Origin of the sequence: Streptomyces griseobrunneus (genome assembly GCF_046713465.1) — a bacterium.
GTDB lineage: Bacteria > Actinomycetota > Actinomycetes > Streptomycetales > Streptomycetaceae > Streptomyces > Streptomyces microflavus.
Map to the genome: position 1 here is coordinate 2,566,820 of NZ_CP177080.1, position 13,882 is coordinate 2,580,701.

A 13,882-nucleotide genomic window follows, 5' to 3' on the forward strand; every position below is an offset into this window, starting at 1 on the left:
TACGGGTACAGGTCATACGCGTCATACGGGTCACGGAGACCGAGCAGGTCATGAGGGACGAGGAGAGGGGGCGCGCGTGGAGCGCGTTGACGACGCTACGCCAGCGGGGGCGCCGGAGGCGGCGGGTGCGCTGCGTCTCTCGTCACGCGCTCGGCCGCGCCCTGCCGGAGGCGGGCGCCTGCGTCGGCCGTCAGGTGTGAGTTTCCTCGCCCTGATCGCCGGTGGGACCGCCATCACCGCCTCCGCTCCCCCTCCCGTCCCAGCGCGCGTTGCGCATGTCGAGCCGCGGAAGGTGCCCGTCCGCCCGGCGCGAAGCCTCCCGCAGCGGGGTGCCCTCCGCGCGGTAGTGGTCCAGCGCCCGCAGCTCGTGGCCCGGGAGCAGTGCCCCGTCCGCCCGCACGACCCGCCACCACGGCACGGCGGAGCCGTACAGCGCCATGACCCGGCCGACCTGCCGGGGGCCGCCGTCGCCCAGCCACTCCGCGACATCGCCGTACGTCATGACCCGGCCCGGCGGGATCAGGTCGGCGACGTCGAGGACCCGCTCCGCGTACTCCGGCAGCTCGGCCGCCGGGGCGGCACCGGGCCCGCCCCCGCCCGTCTCGTCCTGGCTCATCCGTCCCATCCTGCCGTACGCCACCGACAGCGCGGCCGGAACGGTATCGGTACGGACACCGAGCGTGCGCGCAGGTGCAAAGGGGCGTATGTTGCGCATCCCTCGCCCGTGCGACGCACCCTGATGCCCCCCTCCGTCTCCGGGCCGTGCCACCATCATCCGGGCGGTGACCGGTGATACGAGATCACGAAGACGAACCAGAGGCGACGAAGGAGCAGGGCGTGCAGCCACCGAAGGCGGCGGACGCCTCCGATGCCGGAGAGCGCCCGTCGAGTGCGCCGGAGCGCGCTGAGAGTGCGCCGGAGCCTGCCGGTGAGGTGCGGGCCGACGGTCCCACCGCCACCACCAGCGGTCACCTGACCGGCTCCACGCTCGCCTCCGCCGAGGCCGCCCTGACCGACCGGGTCTCCGGTGACGAGCCGCTGCTCCCCGCCCGGGTGCACCGCCCCTCCGACCTGATGCGGCTGCTCATCGGCGTCGCCGCGATCGCCGTGCTGTTCGCGATCGCCGCGTTCGCCCAGGGCACCACCACCGGCCTCGAGGACGACATCTCCAAGGGCACCGAGCAGGCGCCCGATCTGCTGATCAAGATGGCCGGTCTGGTCTCCAGCATCGCTGTGCTGCTCGTACCGGTCGCCTTCGCCATCGAGCGCCTGATCAAGCGTGACGGGCTGCGCATCGCCGACGGCGTGCTCGCCGCCGTCCTCGCCCACGGCGTCACCCTCGCCACCGACCTCTGGGTCTCCCGGTCCGCGCCCGGCACCATCCAGGAGGCGCTGACCCAGCCGCAGCCGGGCGCCGGGCTGACCGACCCGGTGCACGGCTACCTCGCCCCGGTGATCGCGTACATGACCGCGGTCGGGATGGCGAGACGGCCGCGCTGGCGGGTCGTGCTCTGGGCGGTGCTGCTGCTCGACGCGTTCGCGATGCTCGTCGGCGGGTACACCACCCCCTTCTCGATCATCCTGACCGTCCTGATCGGCTGGACCGTGGCGTACGGAACGCTGTACGCGGTCGGCTCCCCGAACGTCCGCCCCACCGGCCAGCATCTGATGGCGGGTCTGCGGCACGTGGGCTTTCGGCCGGTCGCCGCGATGCGCACCGAGGACGCCCCCGACAACGACAACACCGACCAGAACGACCGGGGCCGGCGGTATCTGGTCACCCTGGAGGACGGGCCGCCGCTGGACGTGACGGTCGTCGACCGGGAGCAGCAGGCCCAGGGGTTCTTCTACCGGGCCTGGCGCCGGCTGACGCTGCGCGGGATCACCCAGCGGCGCTCGATCCAGTCACTGCGGCAGGCGCTGGAGCAGGAGGCGCTGCTCGCGTACGCGGCGATCGCCGCCGGGGCCAACGCGCCCAAGCTGATCGCCACCTCCGAGCTCGGCCCGGACGCGGTGATGCTCGTCTACGAGCACATCGGCGGCCGGTCGCTGGACCAGATGGAGGACGAGGAGATCACCGACGACCTGGTGCGCAGCGCCTGGCGCCAGGTGAAGGCCCTGCAGTCGCGCCGGATCGCGCACCGCAGGCTGACCGGTGACGCGCTGCTGGTGGATCGTTCCGGCAAGGCGTTCGTGACGGACCTGCGCGGCGGTGAGATCGCCGCCGGTGACCTGGTGCTGCGGATGGACGTGGCGCAGCTGCTGACCACCCTGGGGCTGCGGGTGGGGGCCGAGCGTTCCGTCTCCGGCGCCCTGGCCGTGCTCGGGCCGGACGCCGTCGCGGACTGTCTGCCGCTGCTCCAGCCGATCGCGCTGAGCCGCTCCACCCGGGCGACGCTGCGCCGGCTCGCGCGGGAGCGTTCGCAGCAGGAGCGCGATGCGGTGCTGGAGGCCTCACGGGCGGCCAAGGAGGCGCGGGCCCAGGACGCGGCGGAGGCCGCCGCGGAGCGCACGCCGGAGCACGAGGCGGATCGGACGTCCCTGCGGAAGCCGGACGACACGTCCGACCGGACGTCCGAGCCCAAGGCCGGTCAGCGGGCCGGGCACAAGGCCGAGCGCAAGTCGCTGCGGACCGAGAAGCAGGCCGAGAAGCAGGCCGAGAAGCGTGCCGTGGACGATGCGCTGGAGGAGGCCAGGGAGGGGGATCTGCTGGCCCAGATCCGCCGCCAGGTGCTGCTGATCCGGCCGCAGGCACCGGTCGAGCCGGTCCGCCTGGAGCGGATCAAGCCCCGTACCCTCTTCAGCTTCATCGCCGGGGCCATCGCCGCGTACTTCCTGATCTCCCAGGTCACCCAGGCCGACTTCGGGGTGCTCGTGGAGCAGGCGGAGTGGGGCTGGGTGGCCGCGGCGCTCGGCTTCTCGGCGCTCAGTTACGTGGCGGCGGCGATGAGCCTGCTGGGCTTCGTGCCCGAGCGGGTGCCGTTCCGCAAGACCGTGCTGGCGCAGGTGGCCGGTTCGTTCGTGAAGATCGTCGCCCCGGCCGCCATCGGAGGCGTGGCGCTCAATACCCGCTTCCTGCAGCGCGCCGGAGTGCGCCCCGGTCTGGCCGTGGCGAGCGTCGGGGCCTCCCAGCTCTTCGGGCTGGGCTGTCACATCCTGCTGCTGGGTCTGTTCGGCTATCTCACCGGCACGGAGAAGACCCCGGACTCGCTCACCCCCTCCCGTACGGTGATCGCAGGTCTGCTGACGGTCGCGGTGCTGGTGCTGGTGGTGACGGCCATTCCGTTCCTGCGGAAGTTCGTGGTGACGCGGGTGCGCTCCCTGTTCGCCGGGGTCGTGCCGCGCATGCTGGACGTGGTGCAGCGGCCGCAGAAGCTGGTCACCGGGATCGGCGGGATGCTCCTGCTGACCGGCCTGTTCGTGCTCTGCCTGGACGCGTCGATCCGGGCGTTCAGCGGCCCGGACGTGACCCAGCTGAGCTACGCGAGCATCGCGGTGGTCTTCCTCGCGGGCAACGCGATCGGCTCCGCGGCGCCCACCCCGGGCGGGATGGGCGCGGTCGAGGGCGCCCTGACGCTGGGCCTGATCGCGGTCGGGCTGCCGATGGAGGTCGCGGCGCCCGCGGTGCTGCTGTACCGCGTGATGACGCTGTGGCTGCCGGTGCTGCCAGGGTGGATCTGCTTCAACCAGCTGACCCGGAAGGGCGAGCTGTAGGCATCCGGCAGGGCGCACCACCCGCATGGACCGCGCCCCAGCGCGCTCCCCGCCGCCCCGCCGCACGATGGAACGCATGAGGACTTCCCCCGCTCTGCGTGCCGCCGCCCTCGCCGCCACCGCCACGGTGCTCCTGCCCCTGGCCGGCTGCTCGGACGGCGACGACTCGGGCGGAGAGGGCTCGACGCCCACCGGGGCCTCCACCGCCTCCCCCACCGCCACCTCGAAGGAGCTGGCGTCGCAGAAGCTGGACTGGTCTCCCTGCCCGGCGCCGAACGTGGCGCAGGGCGGTGGTGAGTCGCCGTCACCGCTGCCCGGCGGCGCGGTCTGGGAGTGCTCCTTCATGGACGTACCGCTGGATTACGCGGAGCCGGACGGCCGGACGATCGAGCTGGCCCTGATCCGGGGCAAGGCCAAGGACCAGAAGCGGCGGATCGGGTCGCTCCTGTTCAACTTCGGCGGGCCCGGCGCGTCCGGTGTCGCGACCCTGCCGGCCTTCGGCGCGGACTACGACAAGCTCCGCACCCGGTACGACCTGGTGAGCTTCGACCCGCGCGGGGTGGGGCGCAGCGAGGGCGTGGAGTGCGCGGACGACGCCCAGCTGGACGCCCTCTACCAGGAGGACTCCACACCCGACGACGCGGTGGAGGAGAAGGAGTTCGTCCAGGGCCAGAAGGACTTCATCGCCACGTGCAAGAAGAACTCGGGCCCCGAACTCCCCTATGTGGGCACGCCGAACGCCGCCCGCGACATGGACCTGATGCGCTCGGTGCTCGGCGACGACAAGCTGCACTACTTCGGCATCTCCTACGGCACCGAGCTCGGCGGCGTCTACGCCCACCTCTTCCCGGACAAGGTCGGCCGGGCGGTCTTCGACGCGGTGGTCGACCCCACGAAGGACGCCGAGCAGTCCTCCCTCGGCCAGGCCCAGGGGTTCCAGCTCGCCTTCGACAACTTCACGAAGGACTGCGCGGACCGCGGTGACACGTGCGCCCTGCCCGGCGCCACCGGCGAGGAGGTCGAGGAGTGGATCGCCGACTTGCTGGCGAAGCTGGAGAAGGAGCCGGTCGACGGGCTCGGCGACCGGGTCCTGACCCAGACGCTGGCCACCACCGGCATCGCCTCCGCGCTCTACTCCAAGGAGACCTGGCCGCTGCTGGAGCAGGGGCTGGACGAGGCCGACGGCGGTGAAGGCGCCCTGCTGCTCGCCCTGGCCGACTCGCTGAACGGCCGCTCCGACGACGGGCGGTACGACAACTCCAACGCCGCCAACATCGCGATCAACTGTGCCGACAACAAGCAGCGCTTCAGCCTGGAGCAGACGAAGGCGGCCCTGCCCGCCTTCCGCAAGGCGTCACCGATGTTCGGGGAGTACCTGGGCTGGGGCCTGATGGGCTGCACCGGCTGGCCGGTCGCGGGCGCCTGGGTGACCCCGGACGTCAGCGCCCCCGGCTCCGCGCCGATCCTGGTCATCGGCAACACCGGTGACCCGGCGACCCCGTACGCGGGCGCGAAGGCCATGGTGGAGAAACTCGGCAAGGGAGTGGGCGTCGAGCTGACGTACAAGGGCGAGGGCCACGGCGCGTACAACAGTAAGAACACGTGCGTGCAGGGGGCCGTCGACGGCTATCTCCTGAACGGTACGGTGCCGAAGTCCGGCACCGTCTGCGAGTGATCCCTTCTTGTGACCCAGCTCCCGACGCCCTGTCAGAGGCGCCGATTAGCATGGCGGAACATCACAAGTGCCCGACGCATACCACCGGCTTCGGGCCACGGGGAGGGAAGCCGGATCATGCGTGCGCACCGACGGGCCGTACGGGCGGGAGCGGGTCTGCTGGCGGCGGGGCTGCTCGCCGGCTGCGGCCTGCTGTCCACGGAGCCAGAACCTTCCGCGACCGCGGACGGCCGCCCCGGTGAAGTGTCCGCCTCGCCCTCGCCGGACCTGAAGGAGACGCCGAAGACCCCGCCCCTGCCCGCCGCCCTGACCTCCCAGCGCCCCGACTGGCAGCGCTGCGAGGCCCCGCGCGGCGGCAGCGCACCCGGCTCCGCCTGGCGCTGTACGAGCGTCGAAGTGCCCCTGGACTACGCGAAGCCGTCCGGCGAGACCATCTCCATCGCGCTGATCCGCAAGCAGGCCCGCGACACGGACCGCCGGATCGGCTCGATGCTGTTCAACTTCGGCGGCCCGGGCGGTTCGGGCGTGGACATACTGCCGCGCGCGGCCTCCTCGTACGGGAAGCTCAACTCCCGCTACGACCTCGTGGGCTTCGATCCGCGCGGGGTGGCGGCCAGCTCCGGGGTGAACTGCCGCACCGACGAGGAACAGGAACAGGCAGCCCGGAGCGTCGACCTGACCCCGGACACCGCGACCGAGGAGGCGGCGTTCGTCAAGGACGGCGCGGACTTCGGCGCGGGCTGCCAGCGCCGGTCGGGCAAGGTCCTCCCGCACGTCGGCACGTCCGACGCGGCCCGCGACCTGGACCTGATCCGCCAGGTGCTCGGCGACGGCAAGCTGTCGTATTTCGGCTTCTCCTACGGTACGGAGCTGGGCGGGACGTACGCGCACCTCTTCCCGCAGAACGTGGGGCGCACCGTGCTGGACGCGGTGGTCGACCCCACGGCCGACGGCATCGGGCACGCCCGCAACCAGGCGACGGGCTTCCAGCGGGCACTGGAGAACTACCTCAAGGACCGCGGCCAGGACCCGAAGGCGGGCTCGGAGCGCATCGCCCGGCTGCTGGTCCGGATCGACAGGAAGCCGCTGCCGACCGCATCGGGCCGTGAGCTGACCGAGTCCCTCGCCATCACCGGCATCGTCACCCCGCTCTACTCGAAGTCCGGCTGGCCCACGCTGACGGCCGCTCTGGACGAGGCGGAGAACAAGGGCACGGGCGACGGCCTCCTCCGGCTCGCCGACTCGTACAACGGGCGGGACGAGCAGGGGCGGTACGACACCCAGAGCCACTCCCAGCGGGCCATCTCCTGCGCCGACTCCAAGGCCCGCCCCACGGTGGACGAGGCCCGCGCGCTGCTGCCGGAGTTCCGCAGGCTCTCCCCCGTGTTCGGGCCGTTCCTGGCCTGGGACACGGCGGGCTGGTGCGCCCAGTGGCCGGTCGACGGGGAGCACGAGACGCCGGAGACCAGTGCACCGGGCGCGGGCCCGATCCTGGTCATCGGGACGACAGGCGACCCGGCCACCCCGTACGAGGGCGCGCAGCGGATGGCGGACGAGCTGGGCAAGGGCGTCGGCATCATGCTGACCAACAAGGGCGAGGGGCACGGGGCTTACGGCCAGGGCGACTGTGTGACCTCGACGGTGGACGACTACTTCCTGGACGGGAAGGTTCCGGAGGACGGCACGACCTGCTCGTAACCGGGCCCCGTGCATGGAGAAGGGGCCGGTCCACACCAGGTGGACCGGCCCCTTCTCCGTATGTACTGCGCGGGGTTCTAGTAGATCGGCTTCTCGGGCTCGATCTGGTTGACCCAGCCGATCACGCCGCCGCCGACGTGCACCGAGTCGGCGAAGCCCGCCGACTTGAGGACCGCGAGGACCTCGGCGCTGCGGACGCCCGTCTTGCAGTGCAGGACGATACGGCGGTCCTGCGGGAGGTCCTGGAGGGCGTTGCCCATGAGGAACTCGTTCTTCGGGATCAGCTTCGCGCCGGGGATCGAGACGATCTCGTACTCGTTCGGCTCGCGGACGTCGATGATCTCGATCTTCTCGTCCGCGTCGATCCACTCCTTGAGCTGCTTGGGAGTGATCGTGGAGCCGGCCGCCGCCTCCTGGGCCTCCTCGGACACGACGCCGCAGAAGGCCTCGTAGTCGATGAGCTCGGTGACGGTCGGGTTCTCGCCGCAGACCGCGCAGTCGGGGTCCTTGCGGACCTTGACCTGGCGGTACTGCATCTCCAGGGCGTCGTAGATCATCAGGCGGCCGACCAGCGGGTCACCGATGCCGGCGAGCAGCTTGATCGCCTCGGTCACCTGGATCGAGCCGACCGATGCGCACAGGACACCCAGCACGCCGCCCTCGGCGCAGGAGGGGACCATGCCCGGCGGCGGGGGCTCCGGGTAGAGGCAGCGGTAGCAGGGGCCGTGCTCGGACCAGAACACGGAGGCCTGGCCGTCGAAGCGGTAGATGGAGCCCCACACGTACGGCTTGTTCAGCAGCACCGCCGCGTCGTTGACCAGATAGCGGGTGGCGAAGTTGTCCGTGCCGTCCACGATCAGGTCGTACTGCGCGAAGATCTCCTTCACGTTCTCGGCTTCGAGCCGCTCTTCGTGAAGGACCACGTTGACGTACGGGTTGATGCCCAGCACGGAGTCCTTGGCGGACTGCGCCTTGGACCGGCCGATGTCGGCCTGGCTGTGGATGATCTGGCGCTGCAGGTTCGACTCGTCGACCTCGTCGAACTCCACGATGCCCAGCGTGCCGACACCGGCCGCGGCCAGGTACATCAGGGCCGGCGAGCCGAGACCGCCGGCGCCCACACAGAGCACCTTGGCGTTCTTCAGGCGCTTCTGCCCGTCCATCCCGACATCCGGGATGATCAGGTGGCGGGAGTACCTGCGGACCTCGTCGACGGTGAGCTCAGCAGCTGGCTCGACCAGGGGTGGCAGCGACACAGGAACCTCAACAATGCAGGTGGTCGGATTTTACGTACTTCGACTACGTACGGTTGTTCTTCCGGTAACACTGCCACGCCCGCTCTCATTCCGAGATACCGGGTCCGATCCGCGAGACGATTTCGTCCCAGTACCTGGGCAGCGCCGCGAATGGATCGGTTTGTCCGCTCCGTCCGTCCCGGTCCGTGAAGAAGATCGTCCCGGCGCCCTGCCAGCGGGCGATGCGCATCGCCTCGACGAGATGGGTGCGTGGCACCCCGTGGACGAAGTGCGCGAACCGCTCCGGCGGGTAGTCCGCCGTCCACTCGGCCACCTGTGACCAGCGGTAGTCGGTCCACGGGCCCTGGAAGGTGACCAGTTGGTCGGCCGCCTCCGCATAGCCGGGATGCGGGTGGACGCCGTGGCCCAGGACCAGGCGGCCGCCGTCGTCCGCGCTGTCGCTCTCCGCCAGCAGGGCGTGGAGTGTGCCGGTGAGACGGCGGACGGCGGGCAGTTCCGCCCGCTCGGCGGGGCAGCGGGCCAGATAGAAGCCGCCGACCCGGTACCAGTCGATGAAGGCCCGGGCGTCGGAGATCAGCTCGTCGAACGGCCGCCCGCCGTAGCCCAGATCGAGGTGGCCCAGGAGCCGGCCGCCGCAGGCGCGTACGGAGTCGTCCGGGGCCTCGCCGTGCAGGGCACGCTCCCGGGCGTTGCGGAGTCTGCCCGCGGCCTCCAGGCAGTGCGGGTCGGGCCGGGTGCCGGGGCCGTCCGCGATGTTCAGGACGGCCCAGTGCAGCGGGGTGCCGGGGCGGACCAGCTCGGCCCACTCGGCGGGGGCGAGCAGCGGGTGGGCGTAGCCGGGGACGCCGAAGCCGAACTGTTCGCCGCCCGCGGTCCTGCGGGCGTCGGCGGGGGCGGTCAGATACGGCATGCCGCCTCCATCCAGATGTCCGCGAGGGACTCCTCCAGGTTGATCCGGGGGCGCCAGCCGAGCCGGTCCCGCGCGGTGCGGACGTCGGCCTGCTGCCAGGCCCCGCAGCCGTCCGGGTAGGGGGACGGGGTGGCGGAAAGGTGCTCCATCACCGATTCGGCGGAGGTGCGCGGGGCGCCGATCGGCAGGCGCGCGGGGGGCGTGTCCAACTCGTGGAGTGCGCCCGCGTACCCGGCGACTCTCGCGAGTACGGCGGCGGCGTCGCGGAGGCGGACGGCGCGCCCGGTGCCGATGTTGACGACACCCTGGGCGGCGGAGAGCGAGGCGGCGTGGACGGCCCGCGCCACATCCCGTACGTCGACGAAGTCCCGCTGCACGCCGAGGCCGCTGAGCTTGAGCTCACCGTCGCCGGACTGCATGGCCCGGCGCATCGCCTCGGCGAGCCGGCCGAGCGGGGAGCCGGCCGGGGTGCCGGGGCCGACGGGCGAGAAGACCCGGAGCACGACGGCGTCGAGGCCGGAGCCCAGTACCAGTTCGGTGGCGGCGAGCTTGCTGACACCGTACGGGCCGCCGGGGCGCGGGATGGCGTCCTCGGCGGTGGAGGAGCCGGGCTGCGAGGGGCCGTACTCGGAGGCGCAGCCGACCTGGACGAGCCGGGCGCCGCAGCCGCTGCGGCGCAGGGCCTCGCAGACGGTGGCGACGGCGACGGTGTTGTGGCGGGTGAGGTCCCGGGCGCCGCCGCGGGTGGCGCCCGCGCAGTTGACGACGACTCCGGGGTGGACGGCGTCCAGGAAGCGGGTGAGGGCTCCCGGGCTGCCGCCCGCGAGGTCGAACCGGACGTCGGCGTCGTCGCCGCGGCCGAGGGCCGTGAGGTGGACAGCGGGGTCGGCGAGCAGACGGTCGGCGACGAAGCGGCCGAGGAATCCGTTGGCTCCGAGCAGCAGCACCCTCATCGCGCACCGCCTCGGTGCCGACGGCGGGCTGCCGGTGCGGGGGACTGGGGGGTCATGGCGGGTTACTCCTTGGTCGGTCAGTCGGTCAGTCGGTTCGTGCGGTGTCGGACAGGGCCCGCGGCGTCGGCTCCGCGGGATTTGTGCGGTGGTGGGTGGTGCGGTGGTGGGTGGTACGTCGGTGGGGCGGTCACGCCCTGGTGTGGGTGTGGGCGGAAGCCCGGGAGAGGGCGGCGGAGGCGTGGAGCAGGAGCCCCAGGGCCGCCGCGCCGCAGGCGAGGGCGGGTACGGCTCCGGGGCCGCCCGCCGCGACGAGGGCGTGCACGGGCCGGGCCAGCGGTTCGAGGCCGGGCAGCCGTCCGGCGAGGACGAGCGCGGGGGCGGCGGCCTCCACGGCGCAGGCGGCGGCGAGCGCGACGGTGCCCGGCTCGGGCAGTCCGTGCGCGGCGAGCAGCCGGGCCAGGAAGAACAGGACCCCGAGGGCGGCGGCGGAGACCGGCGTCCCCGTGCCGCCGAGGCCGAGGTCGGCCAGGAACAGCAGGGGCAGCAGAGCGCAGAGGAAGAGGACGACGGCGGCCAGGAGCAGGGGGCGCACTCCCGCGCCGAACTCCTCCAGTGCGCGGCTGCCGGTGAGTTTGCGGTGGGCCTGGACGGTGAAGAAGTGCGCGCACCAGGCTGCCGGGGCGACGGCCGCGGTGAGCCCGAGCAGCGGGGCGGGTGCGGCCTCCCACGGGCCGTCCGGGCCGCCGCTGACGACCTGGGCGATCAGCCCCTCGCCCCAGACCGCGAAGCTCAGGAGCCAGCAGGCGTACATCCCGGCGCGCCCCGCTCCTTCGGGGGCGCGCAGCGGGCCCCGGCCCAGGCAGAGCCGGAGCGCAAGGCACGCCAGAAGTGCGCCGGTGACGCTCACGGTGGCCCGCGCTCCCCCGCCGAGCGCCCCTTCGGTGACCAGGAGCAGCCCGGCGGTGGCGAGGCAGGCGGCGCCGGGCAGCAGCGCGAGCAGCGTCCACCCGGCGCGGGCCTCGGTGTCGGGCCCGGGGGGCGGGGGCGCGGCCACGGCGGACCCGGCGGGCCGGGCCGGGGTGCGGGCGTACAGCTCCTCGGCGAGCGCGAACACGTCCCGGTGGCGGTAGCGGGCGGCGGTGCGGTCGGTGAGGCCGTGGGCCTCAAGACCGGCGGCGATCTCCAGCGGGCTCACGGCCCGTTCGCACAGGTCGCGGTGGTGGTGCATCAGGGACTTCACCGGGTCGGCGGGGCCCCGGCGCGCGGGGGTGGCGGGCCTGCGCTGCGGCGCGCGCGCCGGGATCTCGGCGGGGCGGTCGGGGAGGGGGGTGGCGGACGCGGAGGCTCCGGCGGGTGCGACGGACCGGGCTGCCCCGGAGGCTCCGGAGGGCACGGAGGCTCCGGACGCGACGGACCCGGCGGACGTGGAGGTTCCGGACCCGGCGGACGCGGAGGCTCCGGCGGACCCGGAGACCCCGGACCCGCCGGACCCAGCAACCGCGACCCCGACGAGAGGTGCTTCCGCCGGCCCGGGGTCACCCGAGGGCGCGGCGGGGGCCGGAGCGGCAGGCGCGGTGGTGGCTTCCGGACAGGGCATCGGGTGGTCTTCTCCGTGGTCGGGGCGGATCGGGTGGTCACGCATCGCCGTCCCCCGGTCCGCAGACGCACGCGGGCTCCCGGGCCGGCCCGGACCGGCGGGCGGCAACGGGCTCCGGGGCCTGACTCAGGGCCGGGGCCGGGCCGGGCCCCGGGGCAGGCTCGCGATGCGGGGAGCGGCCCGGCTGCCCGGCGGCCACCGGCTCCAGCTCCCCGGCGCACTCCGCCCCCGCCCCCTGCGGCTCCGCCCCGGCGGCCCAGCTGGGCGACCGGGCTCCGGTGGCCGGAGGCTGCGGCTGGGTCCAGTGGCCCAGCAGCCGGGCCTCCGCAGGGGTGGCGAAGAGCAGGGGCTCGCCGTCGGCGTCCACCGCGTCGGCCTCCCGGCGCACCGGGGCGTGCGAGATCAGCTCCAGGTAAATGCCGCGAAATGCCGCGAGGTTCTGTTCGACGGTGAAGAGTTCGACCGCGCGGGCCCGCGCCGCCGCTCCCAGCCGCGCCCGGCGCTCGGGGTCGCGCAGCAGCGCGATACAGGCGTCCGCGAGCGCCCTGGGGTTGCGCGGGGGCACCACCAGGCCGGTGCCGCCGATGACTTCGACGACGGCTCCCACGTCCGTGGAGACCGTGGCCCGGCCGCAGAACATCGACTCGACGAGGCTGATCGGGAAGCCTTCGACCACGCTGGAGAGCACGATCACACCGCCCGCCGCGTACGCCTCGGCGAGGTCGGGGACCTCGGGGCCGCCGATCTCCTCGAAGGTGACCGGGCTGACGCCCTCGGCATGGGCGCCGGTGGCCTCGTCGGGGAAGAGCTGGGCGGCCAGCGCCCGGCAGTGCGCGAGGTACGTGGTGGCCTCGTCGCCCTCGGCCGGGGCGCCGAAGATCCGCAGCCGGGCGTCCGGCTCGGCGCGGCGGACCTCGGCGAAGGCGTGCAGCAGGGCGATCAGGTCCTTGGCGGGCTCGATCCGGCCGACCCAGACCAGGGTGTCCGGGCCGCCCTCGTCGTCGTCCTCGCCGACCGGGGAGAAGCGTTCGGCTGCCATGCCCGGGTAGACGGTGCGCTGCTCGGCCGGGTCGGCGCCGCACCGCTGCTGCCAGCGGCGGACGTGGGTGTTGCCGGCGGTGACGATCGCGGCCTGCCGGTAGACCTCGGCGGCCAGTTGGGCGTGGAAGTTGGCGAGGAGGGCGCGCACGGGGGCGCCGAAGGGCGCGTCGGGCGCGGAGAGGTAGTGCGTACGGAGCTGCACGCCGTGCTCGGTGACCAGGAGCGGCACCCCGAAGAAGCGTTTGGCCAGCAGTCCCGGGAGCGCGGCCGCCCCGCCGGAGGCGGCGTGGCAGAGGTCGACCGCGCCGAGGCTCTCCTGGTCGTACCAGTCGAGGGAGAGGGGGCGCAGGACGCGCTCCAGCTCGGCGGCGAAGGCGAGGTGGTCCACGACGGTGGCGCTCTGCACGGTCCGGCCGGTGCCACGGGCGCGGGAGGCGGCCTCCAGGATCCGGACGGTGGTCTCGGAGCGCAGGGCGAGGTGGAGTCCGCCGCGCTCCCGGGCCAGCTCGGCCAGACCGTAGAGCCCCTCGGTGAACAGCTCCGCGCCGGGCCCGTCGCCGGTGGCCGGGTCCGGGCCCGCGTCCTCGGTGGCGCAGATCGCGGTGGCGAGGGCGGTGAGGTGGCCGGCGAAGCGCCTGCGGTCGCGCCGCCCGAAGGAGACGCCTCCACCGGTCACCAGCCTGGCGAGCAGGCGGGGTTCACCGCTGCCACGCAGGGTGCCGTCCTCGGGGGTCCAGAGCGGCGCGGTGCGCACCCGGCTGACGTGGTGCGGCAGTCTGACCCAGCCCTGGTCCTCCTGATGGGCGGAGCGGCTCAGCGCGAAGAGGTCGAACTCGTGCTGCGGCAGGCCGCGCACCAGTCGGTCGCACCAGAGTCTGGACTCACCGGTCGCATACGGATAACCACCGTCGGTGAGCAGTCCGATCCGCATGAGTACACCCCCGATCTCCCTTGTGGGCGGCCGCCGTTGGAACGGCGACTCGCAGCGGGACGACCGTAAGCGGATACGCCGGTGGCGCGACGGACCACCGAAAGGGG

The 13,882-nt window shown here is 73.3% G+C and carries 9 protein-coding genes; 3 read left to right on the forward strand and 6 right to left on the reverse strand.

The genetic code is table 11. From position 1 onward, the window contains the following. Positions 1-190: 190 nt before the first annotated feature. Complete coding sequence (locus ACK8N7_RS11215; protein ID WP_403209536.1) at positions 191-616, reverse strand: MGMT family protein; 426 nt, start codon at positions 614-616, stop codon at positions 191-193. A gap of 221 nt (positions 617-837) precedes the next feature. On the opposite strand from ACK8N7_RS11215, the gene ACK8N7_RS11220 reads away from it, so the two are divergent. The 3 genes from ACK8N7_RS11220 to ACK8N7_RS11230 all read left to right on the forward strand — a co-directional run bounded on the left by ACK8N7_RS11220 (position 838) and on the right by ACK8N7_RS11230 (position 7,087). Further along, positions 838-3,714 carry a lysylphosphatidylglycerol synthase transmembrane domain-containing protein gene (locus tag ACK8N7_RS11220; protein ID WP_403209534.1) on the forward strand — a complete coding sequence of 959 codons (2,877 nt, stop codon included), beginning with the start codon at positions 838-840 and terminating at the stop codon, positions 3,712-3,714. Between the two features lie 76 nt (positions 3,715-3,790). Continuing rightward, positions 3,791-5,389: an alpha/beta hydrolase gene (locus ACK8N7_RS11225; RefSeq protein ID WP_403209532.1), complete on the forward strand. Its 1,599-nt coding sequence runs from the start codon at positions 3,791-3,793 to the stop codon at positions 5,387-5,389. A gap of 117 nt (positions 5,390-5,506) precedes the next feature. Further along, positions 5,507-7,087, forward strand: coding sequence for an alpha/beta hydrolase (locus ACK8N7_RS11230; protein ID WP_403209530.1), 1,581 nt, complete (start codon positions 5,507-5,509; stop codon positions 7,085-7,087). 77 nt (positions 7,088-7,164) lie between these two features. On the opposite strand, the gene moeZ is transcribed toward ACK8N7_RS11230, so the two are convergent. From moeZ to ACK8N7_RS11255, 5 genes are all read right to left on the reverse strand, one after another. Further along, complete coding sequence (gene moeZ, locus ACK8N7_RS11235; RefSeq protein ID WP_015611204.1) at positions 7,165-8,343, reverse strand: adenylyltransferase/sulfurtransferase MoeZ; 1,179 nt, start codon at positions 8,341-8,343, stop codon at positions 7,165-7,167. Positions 8,344-8,428: 85 nt separating this feature from the next. Then, positions 8,429-9,253 carry a spherulation-specific family 4 protein gene (locus tag ACK8N7_RS11240; RefSeq protein WP_403209528.1) on the reverse strand — a complete coding sequence of 275 codons (825 nt, stop codon included), beginning with the start codon at positions 9,251-9,253 and terminating at the stop codon, positions 8,429-8,431. Further along, complete coding sequence (locus tag ACK8N7_RS11245; protein ID WP_031123076.1) at positions 9,241-10,206, reverse strand: NAD-dependent epimerase/dehydratase family protein; 966 nt, start codon at positions 10,204-10,206, stop codon at positions 9,241-9,243. The genes ACK8N7_RS11240 and ACK8N7_RS11245 overlap by 13 nt, the downstream gene beginning before the upstream one ends. A gap of 187 nt (positions 10,207-10,393) precedes the next feature. Next, entirely contained in the window at positions 10,394-11,848 is a 1,455-nt protein-coding gene (locus ACK8N7_RS11250; protein ID WP_403209525.1) for a hypothetical protein, read from the reverse strand. Continuing rightward, positions 11,841-13,775, reverse strand: a complete 1,935-nt coding sequence (locus ACK8N7_RS11255) for a DUF3492 domain-containing protein (protein WP_403209523.1) — start codon at positions 13,773-13,775, stop codon at positions 11,841-11,843. Before ACK8N7_RS11255 ends, ACK8N7_RS11250 begins: the two co-directional genes overlap by 8 nt. Positions 13,776-13,882 lie beyond the last annotated feature (107 nt).

What these genes read in the sequence shown, in the direction of transcription:
- ACK8N7_RS11250 (WP_403209525.1), bottom strand. Translation starts at nt 11,848, where the DNA reads ATGCGTGACCACCCGATCCGCCCCGACCACGGAGAAGACCACCCGATG.
- ACK8N7_RS11255 (WP_403209523.1), bottom strand. Translation starts at nt 13,775, where the DNA reads ATGCGGATCGGACTGCTCACCGACGGTGGTTATCCGTATGCGACCGGT.
- ACK8N7_RS11230 (WP_403209530.1), top strand. Translation starts at nt 5,507, where the DNA reads ATGCGTGCGCACCGACGGGCCGTACGGGCGGGAGCGGGTCTGCTGGCG.
- ACK8N7_RS11215 (WP_403209536.1), bottom strand. Translation starts at nt 616, where the DNA reads ATGAGCCAGGACGAGACGGGCGGGGGCGGGCCCGGTGCCGCCCCGGCG.
- ACK8N7_RS11240 (WP_403209528.1), bottom strand. Translation starts at nt 9,253, where the DNA reads ATGCCGTATCTGACCGCCCCCGCCGACGCCCGCAGGACCGCGGGCGGC.
- ACK8N7_RS11225 (WP_403209532.1), top strand. Translation starts at nt 3,791, where the DNA reads ATGAGGACTTCCCCCGCTCTGCGTGCCGCCGCCCTCGCCGCCACCGCC.
- ACK8N7_RS11245 (WP_031123076.1), bottom strand. Translation starts at nt 10,206, where the DNA reads ATGAGGGTGCTGCTGCTCGGAGCCAACGGATTCCTCGGCCGCTTCGTC.